We start from the raw sequence: 20,164 nt of genomic DNA on the forward strand, positions 1-20,164 counted from the left end.
CTTATTTCTTTAGCTCTCCCAATAGCTGTGCTTCATTCCATACTTCAATGTTTAATTCCTGCGCTTTTTCCAGCTTGCTTCCGGCCGCTTCTCCGGCGATCACCAAGTCTGTTTTTTTGCTGACAGATCCCGTCAGCTTTCCGCCGAGCGCTTCGATCTGCGCTTTGGCTTCATTTCTGGACAGCTCTTCAAGCTTTCCGGTTAACACGATGGTTTTTCCGGCAAAATAAGAGTCGCTGTCCTCCGCTTTTACTTTTTTCGGGCCTTTATAGAGTGTATTCACACCGAGCTCTTCCAGTTCATTCAAAAGCTCAAGCATTTCTTCTTTTCGGAAGTAGGTGATGACGGCATCAGCCATCTTTTCACCGATTTCGTCTACTGCAAGCAGCTCTTCCTCTGTGGCTTGTTTCAGATTTTCCAGGCTTTCAAAATGCATGGCCAGTGTTTTGGCCGCTTTTGAGCCGATAAAACGGATGCCGAGACCGAACAGCAGCCGTTCCAGCGAATTCTCTTTCGACTTTTGGATGGAGCTGATCAAATTGTCAGTTGATTTTTCCCCCATCCGCTCAAGCCGGATGACCTGTTCTTTCGTCAGCTTATACAAATCAGCGACATTACGGACGAGATGTTCACGGAAAAGCTGTGTGATGACACGTTCTCCGAGTCCGTCAATATTCATCGCGTTGCGTGAGACAAAGTGAATCAGGCCTTCTCTGATCTGCGCCGGGCATTCCGGGTTGATACAGCGCAGCGCGACCTCTCCTTCAATGCGGACAAGTTCGCTTCCGCACTCAGGGCAGCTGGTCGGCATATTGAATTCTTTTTCTTCTCCGGTCCGCTGTTCAACTAAGACATTGACGACCTCAGGGATGATATCGCCCGCTTTTTTGACGACCACTTTATCGAGAATGCGGATATCCTTCTCTTTAATTAAATCTTCGTTATGAAGGGATGCTCTTGAGACCGTCGTCCCCGCGACTTTTACCGGTTCCAGGACGGCAGTCGGCGTAATGACGCCCGTTCTTCCGACATTCAGTTCGATATCGAGCAGTTTTGTCACGACTTCTTCTGCCGGGAATTTATAAGCAATCGCCCAGCGCGGGCTTTTTGCCGTATACCCGAGCTCTTCCTGCTGATCGAGCGAATCCACCTTGATGACGATTCCGTCAATTTCATACGGAAGATCGGCCCGCTTCGCCTGCAGCTCTTCGATCATTTCAATCACTTCATCTATCGTGGCGCATTTTTTCCGTTCCTGGTTTGTTTTAAAACCGAGCTCATCCAGAAAATCCAGGCCTTGACTCTGTGTTTCCACACCCATTTCGTCAAGCTCCGCTATACTGTAGACGAAAATGTCAAGATTTCGTTTCGCTGCAATTTTCGGATCGAGCTGCCGGAGTGAGCCCGCAGCCGCATTCCGGGGATTGGCAAACGGCTCTTCTTCATGTTTCAGCCGTTCTTCGTTGAGTGCTTCGAATGACTGTTTCGGCATGTACGCCTCTCCGCGCACTTCTATGGAGAGGTTCCGTTTCATTTTCAGCGGAATGTTTCGGATCGTTTTTAAGTTTTCCGTAATATCTTCGCCCGTCGTTCCGTCTCCTCTTGTCGCGCCTCTGACGAAATAGCCGTCTTCATAACGGAGAGAAACAGCAAGACCGTCTATTTTCAGCTCCACATTGTAAGCGACGCCGTCGCCGACAGCCTGACGGACGCGGCGGTCAAAATCGCGAAGATCGTCATCGTTAAATGCGTTGCCGAGACTGAGCATCGGCGTGCCGTGCTGCACCTTTTGAAACGACTCAAGCACCGCTCCTCCGACCCGCTGTGTGGGCGAATCAGGCGTTCTGAGCTCCGGGTGCTCTTCTTCTATGGCCATCAGCTCCTGCATCAGTCTGTCGTACTCGGAATCCGGCACGCTCGGTTCATCTAAGGTGTAATATTCATAACTGTACTGATCGATGGTGCGGCGCAATTCTTCTGCCCGGTGTTTCGCTGTTTCTTTGTCCATCATGTTCTTCCTTTCCTCTTCAGGTTACTGCTTTTCAATCGGCGCAAAAGCGGCAAGCAGACGCTTCACGCCGACTGGGCTCGGGAATGCGATATCAAGCTCGGTGCTCTCGCCTTCTCCTTTTACGCTGACAACCGTTCCGATGCCCCATTTTTTATGGCCCGCTTTATCGCCGACCGCCCAGCTGAGCGAGTCGCCGCCTGTTTTGTTCGCGTAGGAAACAGGACGGGATACGGGCCCGCGTTTCGGCTGCACTTTTCGTCCCGGCTGCATGCGAGGTGTTTTCTTCTCATTTAGGTTCTCCAATAAATCGTCAGGTATTTCCCTGATAAAGCGGGATTCCGGATTCATATTGGTACGCCCGAACAAGGTGCGCATTTTGGCATTCGTTAAGTACAGTTCTTCTTCCGCCCTCGTAATGCCTACATATGCGAGCCTGCGCTCTTCTTCCATCTCGGCTTCTTCCATCAGGGAGCGGCTGTGCGGGAATACGCCTTCCTCCATGCCCATTAAGAACACGACAGGAAATTCAAGCCCCTTAGCGGCGTGCAGCGTCATTAACGTGACGGCATCCTTTCCGCCCGATTCCTCTTCCTTCTGGTCGAGCTGGTCAATATCCGCAATCAGCGCCAGATCGGTGAGAAACGCGACGAGAGACTTGTCTTCGCTTTTTTGTTCGAAGTTTTTCGTGACAGAAAGAAACTCGTCGATATTTTCAAGACGGCTCTGGGCCTCAATAGACTTTTCAGCCTTCAGCATTTCTCTGTATTCCGTTTTATCGAGAATTTCTTCCGTGAGTTCCGTAATGGACAGGTAATCCTGCATATTCGTCAGGTTTTCAATCATCGCGCCAAAGCCGTCAAGCGCGTTTGCCGCTTTCGCGCTGACGCCGATGAAATCAATCTGTTTGATCGCCTGGAACATTGACATGCCGTTCATCGCTGCGTATGAAGCGATTTTTTCAAGCGAAGTGGCGCCGACGCCCCGTTTCGGCACATTGACGATCCGTGTAAAACTGATGTCATCGTCCGGGTTTGACACAAGGCGCAGATATGCGAGAATGTCTTTAATTTCTTTTCTGTCGTAGAACTTGGTTCCGCCGACGATATTGTAGTTCAGACCGGCTTTTAAAAGGGTTTCCTCGATAACGCGCGACTGGGCGTTTGTCCGGTATAAAATCGCGATATCGGAAAGCTTCCGCCGGCCTGAGCTGTTCAGCTCATAAATTTTGCCCGCGACGAATTGGCCTTCGCCGAATTCATTGTCGCCGCTGTAATAAGCAAGCTTGACGCCTTCGTCATTCTCCGTCCACAGGTTTTTCGGCTTGCGGTTTGAGTTGTTTTTGATCACTTCGTTGGCCGCCTGCAGAATCCGCTTTGTTGAGCGGTAGTTTTGTTCGAGCAGAATCACGTTTGCGCTCGGATAATCTTTTTCAAAGGAAAGGATATTCGCGATATCCGCCCCGCGCCATCTGTAAATGGACTGGTCGGAGTCACCGACGACGCAGATATTTTCAAGACGGGCCGCAAGCTGCTTAACGAGCAGGTATTGCGCTCTGTTCGTATCCTGATACTCGTCTACGTGAATGTACTGGAATTTGCGCTGATAAAACTCAAGCACTTCCGGCACACGCTCGAAAAGCTTGATCGTCGTCATGATTAAATCATCAAAATCGAGCGATTGGTTTTTCAGCAGTTTTTTCTGATAATCGGTATACACGTCACTCGTGACCTGATCGTAGTAGCCGCCGGCCGTTTTTGCGAATTCCTCAGGTTCGATCAGCTCGTTTTTTGCGCTGCTGATCGAGCCTAAAATACTTCTCGGATCAAACTTTTTCGGGTCAATATTCCGCTCTTTCAGAATCCCTTTAATAACGGAAAGCTGATCAGCCGTATCAAGAATGGAGAAGTTTCGGTTGATGCCGATTCTGTCAATGTCCCTGCGCAGAATCCGCACGCACATGCTGTGGAAGGTGGATATCCAGATTTCATCCGCGCCGGGGCCGAGAATGCTCTCCACCCGCTCCTTCATTTCTCTGGCGGCTTTATTTGTAAATGTAATCGCCAGAATGTTCCACGGCGCCACGTGTTTTTCCGCCATTAAGTACGCGATTCTGTGCGTCAGCACCCGTGTTTTTCCGCTTCCCGCACCTGCCATCAGAAGCAGCGGACCGTCCGTCGTCTTAACCGCTTCCTGCTGAACGGGATTTAATCCGCTTAATAATTGATTGCTAATGTAATTCATATCCGTTCACCGCCTATCAAACATATGTTCTATCATAAATCAAATTCGTCCGCTTGGCTACTTTGTCTTTACAGCCGCCACCGTTTTGAGCGCCTGATCAAAATCTTCATATACGGCATTTCCCACAACGATGACATCGGCATGACGGCCGAACCGTTCCGCCGTTTCCGCGTCTTTAATGCCGCCGCCGTAAAACAGGACGGACTTGTCCAGCACACCCTTCGTTTTCTCTACTGTTTCTATGTCTGCCAGCATCCCGCTGTATTCCAGATAAAAAATCGGGAGATGAAGCAAATTCTCCGCGACCCGCGCATAGGCGAGAATATCTTCTGTTTCTATATGTGTATCCGCCTCCGTCAAAGCGGCCGCCTTACAATCAGGGTTGACGATGCAATAGCCCTCCGTCACGATTTCCTCCATTGACATGAGCTCGCCGTATTCTTTCATCGCCTGGTGGTGCATGCCGACAATCCAGTCCGCATTTTTGCTGTTAAGCACACTCGGAATGAAATAAAGATCAAACCCGGGCACAATGGAATCAATCGTTGACACCTCAAGTACGCACGGCACTAAAAACCGCCGCACCTTTGACATCAGCCTCAGCACATTGTCCTCGGTGACATTGTCGCTTCCTCCGATCACAATGGCGTCAGTCCCTGATTCACAAAGCCGTTCCAGCTGTTCATCCGGTAAATCTTTATTCGGATCGAGTTTAAAAACGTGCTTCCACTCGTTAACATCGTACATGCGTTTTCGTTCCTCCATTCGTTTCTTGCCATTTAAACATTATAACAAATTCATTTGGCCCGGAAAAACGGAAAAAGACGTCATTCACCTGATTCACAAAAAAAGATTGCGCTCCGCCTGCAGGGATACGGCTATGTTTCAAAAAAGACAAAATGTGGAATGTCAAAGAGAAAAAAGGCAAGGAGTCTGATTTCAATGGAACAAGCCATTATCATACTGATTTGTATATTAATTTTGATTATTTTAGTTCCCGCCGCATTGTTTCTTTGGATATACATAAGAGACGAAAAGCAGGAAGAGCATTCAGTGCTGCGCAATTATCCCGTAACGGGAAAGCTGCGTTATATATTTGAAAAAATCGGGCCTGAGCTGCGGCAGTATTTGTTCAGCAATGATAACGAAGAACAGCCGTTTTCCCGGAGAGAATATGAACAGACAGTCATGTCGGGAAAGTATAAAAGCAGAATGATGGGCTTCGGATCGGAACGGGATTTCGATCAGCCGGGCTATTATATCCGTAACGCCCTCTTCCCGAAACAAAGGGAGGAACTGCGCACAGATCAGACGCCGAAGATCGAGACGATGGTATACAAGATTGACAAAGACAATCTGCTGAAACGCAGCGAGCACCGTGAAAAAGCGAAAGCAGACCCTTATTACCTGCATCCGGACGATGTGCAAGTAATCGGCCGTGACACATGTAAGAAGCCGTTTTATGTAAAAGGATTAATCGGACAATCAGCGATGAGCTACGGCTCACTTGGCGACCGGGCAATTACCGCCCTGTCAAAAGGGCTGCACCAAGCCGGAGGCACATGGATGAATACAGGCGAAGGCGGCCTGTCAGAGTATCACCTGAAAGGCGGCGCGGATATTATCTGCCAAATCGGCCCGGGGCTGTTCGGCGTCCGCACCGAAGAAGGAGAATTTTCCTGGGAAGAATTTAAGAAAAAAAGCCGTCTCGAGCAGATTAAAGCCTTTGAATTAAAGCTTGCGCAAGGGGCGAAAGCAAGAGGCGGGCATATTGACGGCTCAAAGGTGACCGAAGAAATTGCCGCCATCAGGAATGTGCAGCCCGGACAATCCATTGACAGTCCCAACCGCTTCAACGAATTTTCAAATGTACCGGACATGCTTGATTTCATTGAGAAATTAAGGACTGTAGGTGAAAAACCGGTCGGCATTAAAATTGTCCCCGGCAGCCGCAAAGACCTTGAAGATCTTATTTCCTGCATGAGTTCATCAGGCAAACATCCCGACTTTATTACGATTGACGGCAGTGAAGGGGGGACCGGGGCTTCTTTCCATGAGCTGGCGGATTCCGTCGGCCTGCCGATTCTGACCGGCCTCCCCCTTGTTGACGGCCTTTTGAAGACATACGGTATAAGAGATAAGCTGAAAATTTTCGCATCCGGAAAGCTGCTCACTCCGGATAAGATTGCCGTCGCCCTCGCGCTAGGCGCGGATTTTGTCAATATTGCCCGGGGAATGATGTTTTCAGTCGGCTGTATCCGTGCTCAAGTATGCCACACCAATCATTGTCCTGTCGGAGTGGCGACAACCGATCCAAAACTTCAGCGCGCGCTCAGTATCGAAGACAAACAGCACCGCGTCTGCAACTACGTGCTTTCCCTGCGTGAAGGGCTGTTTCACCTTGCCGCGGCGGCGGGCATCAGCTCGCCGATTCATTTCTCAGCTGAACACATCGTATACCGGGAGAAAGACGGAAGCCTGAGGGAACTTCCCGGCCGTATGGATCAGCACGCATAAAAAAACCGCCTGCCGTCACCGGCAGGTCGGTTTTTTACGTTGCTGAGGAAGATTCCCCTTTGTTTACACGGTCAAGCGCCATTTCATAGGCGTCATTTCCGTAATTTAAGCAGCGCTTCACTCGGGAAATCGTCGCTGTGGAAGCACCCGTTTCGCTTTCAATTTTGTGATACGTATTTCCTTCGCGGAGCATTCTTGCCACTTCCAAACGCTGCGCCAGCGATTGAATTTCATTAATCGTACAAAGATCGTCAAAGAAACGATAGCATTCCTCCAGATCTTTCAGCGATAAAATAGATAAAAATAACTGGTCCAGTTCTTTTCCGCGTAATTTATCGATTTGCATCGTCAAACACCTTCTCCTTTACTAATGGAAGCTGCATCGAGATCAGGAACGATATTAATCCATGTCTTTCCCGGCACAAACGGAAGAATCTCACCGCCTTTAACGGGCAGAATACGGCCGTCTTTGTATTCCCAGTCTGACTCAATAACATCGCCGTGCTGAAGCAGGAGGCCTTTCCCTCCTGATTGAATATCGATGGCCCGCCTTCCATCTTTGTCTGTCATGCGATGGCCGGCTTCAACAATAAAAATGTTGCGCATGGCTAAAGGCTTTCCGGTCTCCCGGTCTGTCGCTTTCACACCATCAGAGCTTCTTGTATAAGTATCAGCTTTTTTATCATAATCGTATTCGACAAGATTTGTAACGTTTTGTGTTCCATAATCTATCCGAATATTGTAGGTTTCGTTTCCGGGATTTGCATCTGATGTCTGAAATGGAAGCGGTTTTGTTTTTCCGTTCAGCTTGTATCCTTTTTGTTCCGCCGCCTTTCTGATATTGTCATAAGACGTGTAGGAATTGTGGGGCGGCTTGCTGAAATCGGCCCGCCAAAACAGGCTTCCGTCAAAATCCAAACCGTTTATATAATCGTAAGCACCGGACTCCAGCTGCTTTTTAGCGCCGGGACTCCAGCCATGATGGATAAATATGCTGTTAAACCCGCTGCTGAGGGTGACAAAGTATTCCCTCGCGCTCCGCACAGGCCCGACCGTTTCCGGCATCTCACTCTGAAAAATCGCGAGAAACCGCGTAATCCTGCCTTCCGCGAGCGCTTCGATGACAACATCCGCCTTTGACAGCCCGGATTGGGGCCTCGCCTTCGGATGATTGTTCACTATAACTGCAATCGGACGGCGTTCTGCAAGCTTCCGCTCAGTTTTTAACCCCGTTAAAGGAGCTTCCGCCTCTTTCGGCTTCACCTGATCGGCATCATTCTGCCGGCAGGCGGCAAGCAGCAAAAACGCAAAACAAAGCATACAAACGGTTTTCCATCTTTTCATATGTCGGCTCCCTGCTTTTATATTTTAACGCATTATCGATGGAAAGAGTACAGTTTTTTTCATCACGTCGAATATTCCTCTCGGCGTAATGCGAATATAAGGCAGATGTGTGCTCTGCAAAAAGAGCAGCGTATAGATCGGATCGCAGAATCGGTAGCCCCGCTCCTCAAGCAAAGTCCTCAGCTTTTGCTCTTTTTCAAGCACGTCTTCAAAACTCTCCGCAGATGCAGAACCGTTCAAGGCAAGGGGAATTTCATGAAGAATCTTCCCGTTTTCGGCAAGCACGATTCCGCCGCCGATTTCTTTCATCCGTGAGAAAGCAAGCAGGATATCTTCCTTATTTTTTCCCGCAGCGATAATATCTCCGGTTGTCGTGTAAGAACTGACAAAGCCCTGCACCCGCTCGGCAAAACCTTTCAGCATTGTATTGACCCGCCATTTCCCATGCTTATCGAGAAGCGTGAGGTAACTTTCATCATGATCAAAAGAAAGCTGGTCAACAGAATTATCAATCGCAATCATATACGGCTCCATAATGACCGCGTTGCGCATTTTCACACCCATCGGCATTGAAAACTGTAAATCATCCATCGTCATATCATATGAAAGCTCAAGAGGGACAAGACCGCCTCTTTTCCAATCCGTTTTTGTAAACGCCTTCATATTTCGGCCGTCTTCTTTCAGCAGGATGCCTTTGGAGATCACCGTGACCGGGTCCGGATTCATCGGGTCGTCGAGAATGTTCAATGAGGCAAGCCGTCCCGGACCGACCACACCGAGAAAGTCATCCATCTGATAATACTTCGCGATATTAAAAGACGCCATATTGTAGGCGTCAATCACCGGAACCCCTTCCTCCAAAGCGATTTTGATCAATTCATTCGTCATGCCGCCTTTATAAAAATGCGGCGCCGCCCCATCCGTCGTGTAAAAGAAATGATCATAATGCCGGAAGCCTTTTTGATGGAGATCCTGCAATATCGTTCTCAAATCAGGGCGGATGGATGAATGTCTGAGTGAAACATAGTAGCCCAATTCAAGCCGTCTCATCACCTCGTCACCGTTCATGGCCTCATGGTCGGAATCAGCTCCGAACAGTTTCATCTTCGTCAATGTTTTCTCAGAAGCGCCGGGAAAATGCCCTTCGATCCGCTTGCGCAGTTTTTTCGTCGCCTGCATGCAATGAAGCATTAAGTCATCGCCGTCCATCAGGCGCGGCCACCCGGTCAATTCTCCGCCTTGAATGACATCCGGGTGCTCAATCCATTGTTTGCGGACATCATAAGAAAGCAGCTGATCCTCATTCAGCACTTCTGTCTGCAGGTCGTATCTGGACCACCAGAAATATTGCACCGGCTGTTTTTTCAGTTCCTCTAATATAGTAAGCGCTTTCTTTTTACCGCTGTTCAAAAGAAAAAACAAGTTATCATTAACAAACGTCGTTGTTCCGAATTGAGACACATATTCGGCGAGCGTTTGGGGATTATATATTTGAAAAGGATGTGTATGCGGTTCAATGTAACCTGGCACAATGTATTTTCCTTCACAATTTATGGTATGAATGTGCTCTGCTGCATCAGGAATCTCATCACCAACATATACAATTCGGTCTCCGTAAATCCAGACGTTCTTTTTCAGCCATTGTTTTAAAAAAGGATTTAATACGAGAGCATCCCGTAAAAGCAGCGTTGGAAGCAGCTTTGAGTCTACAACATCCGCCTGTGATCTGATGTCTTTATTTTTCCAGTTAAAGGTACGTTCGGACATTCACATACTCTCCTTCGCTTATATTAGACCCATCGTATCACATCCGCACAATTATCGCACGGCTGAAACGTTACAAATTATTGAAGATGAATGAAAAAACTTTTTCTAAGGGAGCTGAAATGATGAAACCGAATATCAGTTTATTGAACGCCGTTATGCGCATCACTTGCGGCCTCACCATTTTATCTGCTGCGTCAGCGAAATATACGAGGAAACCTTGGTGCAAGATGCATCTCTTCTGTATGATGATGGGCGCGATGAAAGCGGCGTCCGGCATCCTCCGCTTCTGTCCGGTGACATATATGTTCCAGGCCGGAATGAATCAGGATGACAGCCATCAGCAAGAAAAATAACAAGCCGCAACGGCTTGTTATTCCGAGAAGAATCATCTCTCACAGTAAATCGACAAACTTAGTCGTCCTTTCAGAAGAAAACCCGCGTCTTACATGACGCGGGTTTCCCTCTTTATCGCTGCGAAGCTTTCAGCGCACGGGCGCCGATGTCGCTTCTGTAAAACAGTCCGGGTTTTGTCAGCCCTGAAACGGCGCTGTACACTTTATCCCTCGCCGCTTCAAATGTTTCAGCAAATGCGGTGACATTGGCGACCCGTCCGCCGTTTGTGACAAATTGGCCGCCGGCTTTTTTCGTTCCGGCATGAAAAACGGCGATCCCGTCTTCAGCGGCCGTCAAACCGCCGATCGGTGTGCCTTTCGCATAGCTTTCAGGATAGCCCTCAGAAGCCAGCACAACGCTGACGGCGGCCGTATCCTTCCATCTTAGGTCAACATCTTTCTCATGCAGCAGATCCAAAAGCACCTGAATAAGGTCTGATTCCATTCTCGGCACGACGACCTGTGTTTCCGGATCTCCGAAGCGCGCGTTGAATTCAATGACTTTTGATCCGTTTTCCGTCAGAATCAGCCCCGCGTACAGCACGCCCGTGAAGGAGCGTCCCTCCTTCACCATTGCTTTTGCCGCCGGCTTCACAATCGTTTCGACGGCGCTTTTGACGATATCATCGGAAATGTGCGGTACCGGTGAATAGGCGCCCATTCCGCCCGTGTTCGGCCCTTTGTCTCCGTCGAAGGCGCGCTTATGGTCTTGGGCGATCACCATCGGATAGACGGTCTCCCCCTTCACAAACGCCATTAAGGAAAATTCTTCGCCGGCGAGGAACTCTTCAATAACAACAGATGCGCTCGCCTCCCCGAATTTCTCATCCTCAAGAAAATCGTGCAGGCATTCGATCGCTTCTTCTTCCGTCATCGCGACCGTTACACCTTTTCCGGCCGCAAGCCCGTCGGCTTTAATGACAATCGGCGCGCCTTTTTGCCGCACATAAGCTTTCGCCTCTTCAAATGAAGTAAATGTCTCATACTCCGCCGTCGGAATGCCGTATTTTTTCATTAAATCCTTGGCAAACTGTTTGCTTCCCTCAATGATTGCCGCTTTTTCGGACGGTCCGAAAACAAGCAGTCCGGCTTTTTCAAACTCATCCGCTATCCCTTCGATCAGAGGAACTTCGGGGCCGATAATCGTCAGGCCGACATGATGTTCTTTCGCAAAGGCGATGAGTGCGGCATGATCGCTTTCTTCGCTGCTGACCAGCGTCGCGCAATCCGCCATACCGTCATTTCCGGGCGCGGCGTACACCGTGTCAACAAGCGGGCTTTGCGCCGCTTTCCAAGCCAGTGTGTGCTCTCTGCCGCCTTTACCGATAATCAATACATTCACGCTTCGTTCCTCCCCTTAATGTTTGAAATGTCTGATGCCGGTGAATACCATGGCGATGCCGTATTCATCCGCTTTTTTAATTGAATCTTCGTCGCGGACCGATCCGCCGGGCTGGATAATTGCTGTGACGCCCGCTTTTGCGGCTTCTTCGACTGTATCCGGCATCGGGAAAAACGCGTCTGAACCGAGCGCGCTGCCTTTTGCTTTTTCTCCGGCCTGCTCAATGGCGATTTTGGCTGAACCGACGCGATTCATCTGTCCTGCGCCCACACCGACCGTCATATGGTCTTTTGCAAGAACGATTGCGTTGGATTTCACATGTTTAACGACTTTCCAGGCGAGCTTCAGATCTTCCCACTCCTGCTCGTTCGGCTCTCTTTTTGTCGGAATGCTGATGTCGGCTTCATCAAATCCGTGCACGTCTAAATCTTGAATCAAAAGGCCGCCCTGTACGGAAGTCAGCTGTTTTTCTTTCTTTCCTGATGAATTCACATCAAGCGTGAGCAGACGAAGGTTTTTCTTCACCGTCAGCACGTTCAGCGCTTCTTTGCTGAAAGAAGGGGCGATAATGATTTCTAAAAAGATGCCGTGAAGAGCTTCAGCCGTTGCCTGATCAACTTCACGGTTCAGCGCGATGATGCCGCCGAAAATGGACGTTTTATCAGCTTCATACGCTTTATTGAATGCTTCCTCAATTGAAGCTCCCGTACCGACTCCGCACGGGTTCATATGTTTAACGGCAACAGCCGCGGGTTCTGCAAACTCCCGGACGATTTGAACGGCCGCATCCGCGTCCTTAATATTATTGTAAGAAAGCTCTTTGCCGTGAAGCTGTTTTGCCGCCGCGATGGAACCGGAGACAGGCAGTGCGCTTTGATAGAAAACAGCCTCTTGGTGAGGGTTTTCGCCGTAGCGGAGCGATTGTTTTTTTTCAAATGTAACGGTGAATTGCTCTGGGTCTTTCTCACCGGTCTCGCGTGTTAAGTAATCAGCGATTAATGCGTCGTATGCCGCGGTATGGCGGAATACTTTGGCCGCAAGCTCGCGTTTTCTTTTAAGCGAAACGCCGCCGTGTTCTTTGATCTCATTGAGCACGGAGCTGTAATCGGCCGGATCTGTGATGACCGTCACATCCTGATGGTTTTTCGATGCGGCGCGCAGCATGCCGGGGCCTCCGATATCAATGTTTTCTATCGCTTCATCATATGTTACGTCTTCTTTTGAAATCGTTTCTTTAAACGGATAAAGGTTGACGACCACAAGATCAATGGGGGCAATGCCGTGCTCATTGATCTGCGCCATATGCTCTTCATTGTCTCTTACGGCAAGCAGTCCGCCGTGAATATTAGGATGGAGCGTTTTTAACCGTCCGTCCATGATTTCAGGAAATCCGGTCACTTCCGAAATGCCGATGACATCCACACCGTTTTCCTGGAGAAGTTTTTTTGTTCCTCCGGTCGAAATGACTTCGACGCCGAGCTCTGTCAGTTCCTTTACGAAAGGTACGAGATTTGTTTTATCAGAAACACTGATTAGTGCGCGTTTGATTGTCATGCCTTTTCACCTCTGTTATTTAGTCCCAGCAGCTGTTTCACAACGCTCGGATACCATTTGTGCTCAAGCTCGTGTATCCTAAGTTCTATATCTTCAAGCGTATCGTTTTCCTGTATCTCGAATGCTTTTTGCGCGATAATCGGTCCGGTGTCCATGCCTTCGTCGACGTAATGAACGGTAATGCCGGCCACTTTCACACCGGCCCGATACGCCTGTCCGACAGCGTCGATTCCCGGAAATGCCGGCAGAAGCGAAGGATGTATATTAACAATGCGGCCCCCGTAAGCTTCAAGAAGCGTATTTCCGATCAGTCTCATATAGCCGGCGAGAACGATTAGTTCCGCTCCGTGCAGACGAAGCTGTTCAATAATGGCCCGTTCAAAGGCAGCCTTGTTTGCAAAAGCTGACGGCTCAAAGGCGAATGACGGGATATGTAAAGCCTCCGCCCTTTCCGCAGCCTTTGCCTGGGGCTTATCCGTCACGAGAAGGGAGAGCTCCGCGTCCCACTTCTCTTCTCTCATACGTTTGGCAATGGCCTCAAAGTTCGATCCGTTTCCTGAAGCAAATACCGCAAATTTCTTCATGAAAGAGCCGCACCGCCGAAAGAAATGCCTTCGCCGCGTTTGACCCGTCCGATCAAATAAGCCTTTTCGCCTTGAGCTTCAAGCGTTTCGATAACGTCTGTCAGGTCCTCTTCTTTAACGGCAAGGACAAAACCGATGCCCATGTTAAAGACATTGAACATGTCTTCTTCTTTCAGCTTGCCGTGCTCCTGTAAAAACGGAAAAATCGGCGGGATCGGCCATGATCCGTGATCAATTTCCGCGCTCAATCCGTCCGGCAGCATCCGCGGGATGTTCTCGATGAATCCTCCGCCTGTCACATGCGCCATGCCGTCCACCTTACCGCTTTTCACCGCCTCAAGCACCGGTTTCACATATATTCTTGTCGGTTCCAGCAATTCTTCTCCGAGAGGCCGCGCAAACGGTTCATAGACAGTATCCAAATCAAGCCCGCCATCATCAAGAAGCACTTTTCTCACAAGGGAAAAACCGTTGCTGTGAAGGCCGCTTGAGGAAAGTCCGATTAAGAGATGCCCTTCTTCGATATGTTCACCGGTGACAATTTCGTCTTTTTCCGCGACACCGACTGAAAATCCGGCAATATCGTATTCATCAGCTGTATACAGCCCCGGCATTTCCGCCGTCTCACCGCCGATAAGCGCTGATCCTGACTGCTCGCAGCCGTCTGCCACACCTTGAACGATCTGCTCAATTTTCACCGGATCGGCCTTGCCGACTGCCAAATAATCAAGGAAAAACAGCGGCTCCGCTCCCTGGGCGAGCACATCGTTTACACACATCGCGACCGCATCGACGCCGATCGTGTCATGCTTATCCATTGAAAATGCGAGTTTCAGCTTGGTGCCGACACCGTCTGTTCCTGAAATTAAAACAGGCTTTTGATACGGGAGCTCTGACAGATCAAACATTCCGCCAAAACCGCCCAAGCTTCCCATAACGCCGAGCCTTTTCGTGCGCTCCACGTGTTTTTTCATTCGTTTGACGGCTTCATATCCGGCTTCGATGTCGACTCCGGCATTTTTATAAGCATCAGACATCCCTATCACTCCTTGTTAATTCGTTTCTCCTTAAAGGCAGAAAGAGAAAGGCAGCCTGAACTCGCGCTGCCTTTATATCATTTTCAAATTTTATTTTGTCAGCACCGCTTCTTTTACGTGAGGAAGCACTGTATCCTGATAAATTTCCGTCGGATATTTGCCTGTAAAACAAGCGAGGCATTGTCCGCAATTGGTGTCTTCAAATTTTCGGCCGACTCCTTTTAACAATCCGTCTACACTTAAGAAAGACAGCGTGTCGGCACCGATGATCTGGCGGATTTCTTCCACGGAATGGGAAGAAGCGATCAGTTCCTCATGGGTTGATGTGTCAATGCCGTAGAAGCACGGATGGGCGATCGGCGGTGAACTGATCTTGACGTGCACCTCTGTTGCTCCCGCTTCTCTGAGCATTGTAACAATCCGGCGGCTTGTCGTTCCGCGCACGATAGAATCATCAACCATGACGACCCGTTTTCCTTCAACAACACCGCGTACGGCCGACAGCTTCATTCTCACGCCTTGCTCACGGAGAGCCTGTGACGGCTGGATAAACGTTCTGCCGACATAACGGTTTTTAATGAGACCGAGTTCGTACGGAATGCCCGTTGCCTCGGCATAGCCAATGGCGGCAGAAATACTGGAATCAGGCACGCCTGTGACGACATCCGCTTCAACCGCGGACTCCTGGGCAAGCATTTTCCCGAGGTTTTTCCGGGCGCTGTGCACGTTAATGCCGTCGATATTGCTGTCAGGTCTTGAGAAATAAATGTACTCCATGCTGCAGATGGAACGATTGATATTCATGGAGAAACGCTCTGATTTCATGCCTTCATCATTGATGATCAGCATTTCGCCCGGCTCTACCTCGCGAAGGTATGTCGCGCCGACCACATCGAATGCGCATGTTTCTGATGCCACGACGTAAGCGTCGCCGAGCATGCCGAGCGAGAGCGGTCTGAGTCCGTTCGGGTCAAGCGCTGCAATCATCTCTGTTTCTGTCATGATTAAAAAGGCGTAAGCGCCTTTCAGCATGGACAGCGAATTTTTGATCTGATCCTTCAGTGAAAAGTGGCCGCTGCGTTTAATCAGATGAGCCAGCACTTCCGTATCGGAGGAAGTCTGAAAGATGCTCCCTTGGTTTTCAAGCTGCTGCTTCAGCTGAGTGGCGTTGACAAGGTTTCCGTTATGGGCAAGCGCCAGGCTGCCGTTGTTTTGCGAATGGAACAGGAGCGGCTGGACATTTTCATATCCGCCTCCGCCGGCCGTCGCATAGCGGACGTGGCCGATCGCCCCTTTTCCCTTCACTTTGCTCAGTTCGCCGTTTTGAAAAACCTCGGTAATAAGCCCCTGCCCTTTATGCGCCGTCAGTTTTTCGCCGTCGGTCGCCACGATGCCGGCGCCTTCCTGTCCTCTGTGCTGCAGACTGTGCAGGCCGTAATACGTAATCTGCGGAGCCTCTTCGTGACCCCAGATGCCAAACACACCGCATTCTTCATTCAGGCCTTTGATTTCAGCAAGCATGGAATAGCTCCTTTCCACGCGCGCTCAAGTTCTTTCGTTTGCGCGTGAACCAATTGTTGTCCTTCTTGGCTTCGGATCGTCAGCTGTCCGTCTCCTGTCACTTCACCGATATGAACGGCATCTGCCGCAGCCGCTTCAAACGCCGCCTTGTTTTCTTTCTTCACGGAAACGACAAAGCGGGATTGAGACTCAGAGAATAATAACGCCGCTTCCCCTTCTACAGTCACGTTCGCGCCAAGGTGTTCCGTCGTCATGACGATTTCCGCTATCGCCACGCCCAAGCCGCCTTCTGACACGTCATGCGCGGATTGGATCAGACCTTGTTTAATGGCGTTAAGAAGTGATGTTTGGCGGGCTTTTTCAACGTCAAGATCAATTTCAGGCGCTCGGCCATAGATTTTTCCTTCAGTCATTTTCTGAAGTTCACTGCCTGCATACTCAGGCTTCGTTTCACCGATGACGTAAATCAAGTCTCCGGCCGCTTTGACATGCTGTGTCGTAATATGTGCTGTATCTTCAATTAAGCCGACCATGCCGATAACAGGCGTCGGATAGATGGCCGTTCCGTTCGATTCATTATAAAGTGATACGTTACCGCCGATGACCGGAGTGCTGAGCACATTGCACGCCTCGCTAATCCCGTCGGCCGCTTTTTCGATCTGCCAGAAGATTTCCGGTTTCTCCGGATTTCCGAAGTTAAGGTTGTCTGTGACCGCAAGCGGTTCGGCACCTGAGCAAATGATGTTGCGCGCCGCTTCGGCAACGGCGATTTTTCCGCCTTCTTCCGGATCAAGATATAAATAGCGGGCGTTGCAATCCGTCGTCATCGCCAGTGCTTTTTTTGTGCCGCGGATTCTGAGCACTCCCGCATCAGATCCCGGAGCGACCACCGTGTTTGTGCGCACCATGTAGTCATATTGATCGTACACCCACTCTTTGCTGGCGATTGTCGGCTGCTGCAGCAGGGCAAAAAGCGTCTCTGTCGCATCTTTCACTTCAGGCGCGGGAACTTCCGTTTCCTGAAACTCGCGGTAGTACGCGGGTTCCGCTGACGGCTTGTGGTATACAGGTGCTTCTTCCGCCAGTGCGTCGACCGGAAGTTCGCATACAACCTCTCCGTTATGGCGGAGGCGGAGCATTTTATCATCCGTGACATGACCCACGGAAACCGCTTCAAGATCATATTTATTAAAAATATCGACAATTTCCTGTTCACGTCCGCGTTCAATGACGAGAAGCATGCGTTCCTGAGACTCGGAAAGCATCATTTCGTAAGCGGTCATACCTGTTTCCCGCTGCGGAATGAGATCAAGGTTCATTTCAATGCCGGAGCCGGCTTTGCTTGCCATTTCCGCACTTGAACTTGTCAGGCCGGCCGCCCCCATATCCTGAATGCCGACTAACGCGTCGCACTGAATGACTTCAAGGCAGGCTTCCAAGAGAAGTTTTTCCATGAAAGGATCGCCGACCTGCACCGCGGAACGTTTTTCTTCAGACGAATCAGACATTTCTTCTGATGCGAAAGTAGCGCCGTGGATGCCGTCGCGCCCCGTCTTAGCGCCGACGTACATGACCGTGTTGCCGACACCTTTCGCCTGGCCTTTTTTAATATCCTTATGATCGATTAAGCCGACGCACATTGCATTGACAAGCGGGTTGCCCTCATAGCTTGCGTCAAACTGCACTTCTCCGCCGACGGTCGGAATGCCGATACAGTTTCCGTATCCCGCGATTCCCGCCACTACTTCTTCAAACAAGTACTTCACTCGAGGTGAAGTGAGTTCACCAAATCGAAGAGAGTTTAATACAGCTATCGGACGGGCGCCCATTGAGAAAACGTCACGGATGATGCCGCCCACTCCCGTCGCAGCACCTTGGTATGGCTCAAGCGCTGACGGGTGGTTATGCGATTCAATTTTGAACACGACCGCCTGATTGTCACCGATGTCAACGATTCCCGCGCCTTCTCCGGGACCCTGCAGCACGCGTTCGCCGCTAGTCGGGAATTTGCGTAAAACCGGTTTTGAATTTTTATAGCTGCAGTGCTCTGACCACATCACGGAAAAAATCCCGATTTCCGTATAGTTCGGCAATCTTCCGATAATCGATTCAATGAGTGCGAACTCGTCATCACTGACACCCATTTGCTGATAGAGTTTCTCTTCTTTTATTTGTTCTTTACTTGGTTCAAGCAGTAGCGACATGAGTTTCCCTCCAATTTTTCACAATAGACTGGAACAATGCAAGACCGTCTGCGCTGCCGAGCAGTTCATCGACCGCACGCTCCGGGTGAGGCATCATGCCTAATACGTTGCCTTTCTCATTCACGACGCCGGCAATGCCGCTTACGCTTCCGTTAATATCGCTGCCGTATGTGAAGGCGATTTGATTGTTTTCTTTTAATCTTTCAAGCGTTTCGTCATCACAGTAGAAATTGCCTTCGCCGTGGGCAACCGGAATCGTAATCGATTGTCCCTCTTTATAAGAAGATGTGAACATTGTTTCGCCGTTCTGCACGATTAATTCAACCGGGCGGCAGATGAATTTTAAATCTTTGTTGCGTCTCATGGCGCCGGGCAGAAGTCCGAGCTCCTGCAAAATCTGGAATCCGTTGCAGACGCCGAGAACCGGTTTGCCTTCAGCAGCCGCTTTTTTCACCGCCGGCATGATGTTTGCGAATCTGGCGATGGCGCCGCATCTCAGGTAATCGCCGTAAGAGAAGCCGCCGGGGATGAGCACGCCGTCAAATCCGTCAAGGCTTGTTTCCTCGTGCCAGACATACTCGACTTCTTCGCCGAGTTCGTCCTTCACGGCGTGGAACATATCAATATCACAGTTGGAGCCGGGTAACACAATCACCGCAAATTTCACTGTGCGACAACCTCCTCAACTTCATATCGGTAGTCTTCAATGACTGTATTGGCTAGGAGCTTCTCACACATTTCTTTCACGAGCGCGTCAAGATCACGGTCAGATTTTTCGATCGTCAGCTCCATGTATTTTCCGATTCGCACATCCTGCACTTCATTGTAGGTCATGCTGTGCAATGCATGCTGCACCGCGCTTCCTTGAGGATCGAGCACACTTTCTTTTAAGCTGACATAAACTTTCACTTTATACATTATGAAATGCCTCCCAGTCTTTTGAAAATCTCTTCATATCCGTCGGTTAAGCTTCCCAGGTTCTGTCTGAACAAATCTTTATCAAGCTTTTCGTTCGTGTCTTTATCCCACAGACGGCACGTGTCAGGAGAAATTTCATCTGCTAAAAGCACCCGCCCCTCTGCGTCTAAGCCGAATTCCAGCTTAAAATCTATTAATCTGACACCGCAGTCTTCAAAAATATGCTGAAGTTCTGGATTCACTTGATTTGTAATTGATTTGATCGTTTTGATCTGCTCAGGAACCGCCGCTTTCAAGAGCCAGATATGGTCTTCGGTAATGAGCGGATCACCGAGTGCGTCGTCTTTATAGTAAAATTCGATAATCGGCTGCGGAAGCTCAGTTCCTTCCGGGATGCCGAGGCGTTTCGACATGCTTCCGGCGGCAAAGTTTCTGACCACGACTTCAATCGGAATAATGCTTACCTTTTTGATAAGCTGCTCTGATTCTGAAAGGCGCTCTACAAAGTGATTGTCAATTCCTTTGGCATGCAGATGTTTGAAAATCAGGCTTGAAATTTCATTGTTCAGACGGCCCTTTCCGCTGATCTCCGCTTTCTTCTCACCGTTAAAGGCTGTTGCGGAATCCTTGTAGACCACGCGGAGAATCTGTTCGTCTTCTGTTTGATAAATTCGTTTCGCTTTTCCTTCATAAAGAAGATTATTGTTCTTAATATTCACGGAAGGCCTCCTA

Annotated in this window: 17 protein-coding genes; 2 read left to right on the top strand and 15 right to left on the bottom strand. The window is 49.6% G+C overall.

Annotated elements, in window-relative coordinates:
- Nucleotide 1 precedes the first annotated feature (1 nt).
- Genes ligA through pcrB form a run of 3 tightly spaced genes read right to left on the bottom strand, consistent with a single transcriptional unit; the run spans nucleotide 2 to nucleotide 4,999 of the window.
- Nucleotides 2–2,008 (bottom strand): NAD-dependent DNA ligase LigA, encoded by a 2,007-nt coding sequence (gene ligA / locus Y79_RS0106745; RefSeq protein WP_016937003.1) that lies wholly within the window; start codon nucleotides 2,006–2,008, stop codon nucleotides 2–4.
- A 24-nt stretch (nucleotides 2,009–2,032) separates the two neighbouring features.
- Nucleotides 2,033–4,252 (bottom strand): DNA helicase PcrA, encoded by a 2,220-nt coding sequence (gene pcrA / locus Y79_RS0106750; RefSeq protein WP_016937004.1) that lies wholly within the window; start codon nucleotides 4,250–4,252, stop codon nucleotides 2,033–2,035.
- A 57-nt stretch (nucleotides 4,253–4,309) separates the two neighbouring features.
- A complete protein-coding gene (gene pcrB / locus Y79_RS0106755) occupies nucleotides 4,310–4,999 on the bottom strand; it encodes a heptaprenylglyceryl phosphate synthase (protein WP_016937005.1) in 690 nt (229 codons plus the stop codon).
- A gap of 195 nt (nucleotides 5,000–5,194) precedes the next feature.
- Here pcrB and Y79_RS0106760 point away from each other — a divergent pair, with 195 nt between their 5' ends.
- Nucleotides 5,195–6,769 (top strand): FMN-binding glutamate synthase family protein, encoded by a 1,575-nt coding sequence (locus Y79_RS0106760; protein ID WP_016937006.1) that lies wholly within the window; start codon nucleotides 5,195–5,197, stop codon nucleotides 6,767–6,769.
- Nucleotides 6,770–6,803: 34 nt separating this feature from the next.
- Here the strand turns inward: Y79_RS0106760 and Y79_RS0106765 are convergent, their stop codons facing one another.
- The 3 genes from Y79_RS0106765 to Y79_RS0106775 are packed head-to-tail and all read right to left on the bottom strand — an operon-like array spanning nucleotide 6,804 to nucleotide 9,880.
- Complete coding sequence (locus tag Y79_RS0106765) at nucleotides 6,804–7,115, bottom strand: YerC/YecD family TrpR-related protein (protein ID WP_003155745.1); 312 nt, start codon at nucleotides 7,113–7,115, stop codon at nucleotides 6,804–6,806.
- Nucleotides 7,116–7,117: 2 nt separating this feature from the next.
- Nucleotides 7,118–8,113 carry a DUF3048 domain-containing protein gene (locus tag Y79_RS0106770; RefSeq protein ID WP_016937007.1) on the bottom strand — a complete coding sequence of 332 codons (996 nt, stop codon included), beginning with the start codon at nucleotides 8,111–8,113 and terminating at the stop codon, nucleotides 7,118–7,120.
- 24 nt (nucleotides 8,114–8,137) lie between these two features.
- Complete coding sequence (locus Y79_RS0106775; protein ID WP_016937008.1) at nucleotides 8,138–9,880, bottom strand: adenine deaminase; 1,743 nt, start codon at nucleotides 9,878–9,880, stop codon at nucleotides 8,138–8,140.
- 122 nt (nucleotides 9,881–10,002) lie between these two features.
- Between Y79_RS0106775 and Y79_RS0106780 the strand changes: the two genes are divergently transcribed.
- On the top strand, nucleotides 10,003–10,233 hold the full coding sequence (locus Y79_RS0106780) for a YgaP family membrane protein (protein ID WP_003155749.1): 231 nt from the start codon (nucleotides 10,003–10,005) through the stop codon (nucleotides 10,231–10,233).
- Between the two features lie 112 nt (nucleotides 10,234–10,345).
- Here the strand turns inward: Y79_RS0106780 and purD are convergent, their stop codons facing one another.
- From purD to purC, 9 genes are all read right to left on the bottom strand, one after another.
- Nucleotides 10,346–11,614, bottom strand: a complete 1,269-nt coding sequence (purD, locus tag Y79_RS0106785; RefSeq protein ID WP_016937009.1) for a phosphoribosylamine--glycine ligase — start codon at nucleotides 11,612–11,614, stop codon at nucleotides 10,346–10,348.
- Nucleotides 11,615–11,629: 15 nt separating this feature from the next.
- Nucleotides 11,630–13,168: a bifunctional phosphoribosylaminoimidazolecarboxamide formyltransferase/IMP cyclohydrolase gene (purH, locus tag Y79_RS0106790; protein ID WP_016937010.1), complete on the bottom strand. Its 1,539-nt coding sequence runs from the start codon at nucleotides 13,166–13,168 to the stop codon at nucleotides 11,630–11,632.
- Nucleotides 13,165–13,752 (bottom strand): phosphoribosylglycinamide formyltransferase, encoded by a 588-nt coding sequence (purN, locus tag Y79_RS0106795; protein ID WP_016937011.1) that lies wholly within the window; start codon nucleotides 13,750–13,752, stop codon nucleotides 13,165–13,167. Before purN ends, purH begins: the two co-directional genes overlap by 4 nt.
- Nucleotides 13,749–14,789 carry a phosphoribosylformylglycinamidine cyclo-ligase gene (gene purM / locus Y79_RS0106800; protein ID WP_016937012.1) on the bottom strand — a complete coding sequence of 347 codons (1,041 nt, stop codon included), beginning with the start codon at nucleotides 14,787–14,789 and terminating at the stop codon, nucleotides 13,749–13,751. The genes purN and purM overlap by 4 nt, the downstream gene beginning before the upstream one ends.
- Before the next feature lie 90 nt (nucleotides 14,790–14,879).
- On the bottom strand, nucleotides 14,880–16,310 hold the full coding sequence (purF, locus tag Y79_RS0106805; protein WP_016937013.1) for an amidophosphoribosyltransferase: 1,431 nt from the start codon (nucleotides 16,308–16,310) through the stop codon (nucleotides 14,880–14,882).
- On the bottom strand, nucleotides 16,286–18,514 hold the full coding sequence (purL, locus tag Y79_RS0106810; RefSeq protein WP_016937014.1) for a phosphoribosylformylglycinamidine synthase subunit PurL: 2,229 nt from the start codon (nucleotides 18,512–18,514) through the stop codon (nucleotides 16,286–16,288). Before purL ends, purF begins: the two co-directional genes overlap by 25 nt.
- The gene (gene purQ / locus Y79_RS0106815) at nucleotides 18,498–19,181 is read right to left on the bottom strand and encodes a phosphoribosylformylglycinamidine synthase subunit PurQ (protein WP_016937015.1); all 684 of its coding nucleotides are present in this window, start codon (nucleotides 19,179–19,181) and stop codon (nucleotides 18,498–18,500) included. The genes purL and purQ overlap by 17 nt, the downstream gene beginning before the upstream one ends.
- Nucleotides 19,178–19,432 carry a phosphoribosylformylglycinamidine synthase subunit PurS gene (gene purS, locus Y79_RS0106820; protein ID WP_003155758.1) on the bottom strand — a complete coding sequence of 85 codons (255 nt, stop codon included), beginning with the start codon at nucleotides 19,430–19,432 and terminating at the stop codon, nucleotides 19,178–19,180. Before purS ends, purQ begins: the two co-directional genes overlap by 4 nt.
- Nucleotides 19,432–20,151 (bottom strand): phosphoribosylaminoimidazolesuccinocarboxamide synthase, encoded by a 720-nt coding sequence (gene purC, locus Y79_RS0106825; RefSeq protein ID WP_016937016.1) that lies wholly within the window; start codon nucleotides 20,149–20,151, stop codon nucleotides 19,432–19,434. The genes purS and purC overlap by 1 nt, the downstream gene beginning before the upstream one ends.
- Nucleotides 20,152–20,164 lie beyond the last annotated feature (13 nt).

The organism is Bacillus siamensis KCTC 13613, from assembly GCF_000262045.1.
GTDB classification, from domain to species: domain Bacteria; phylum Bacillota; class Bacilli; order Bacillales; family Bacillaceae; genus Bacillus; species Bacillus siamensis.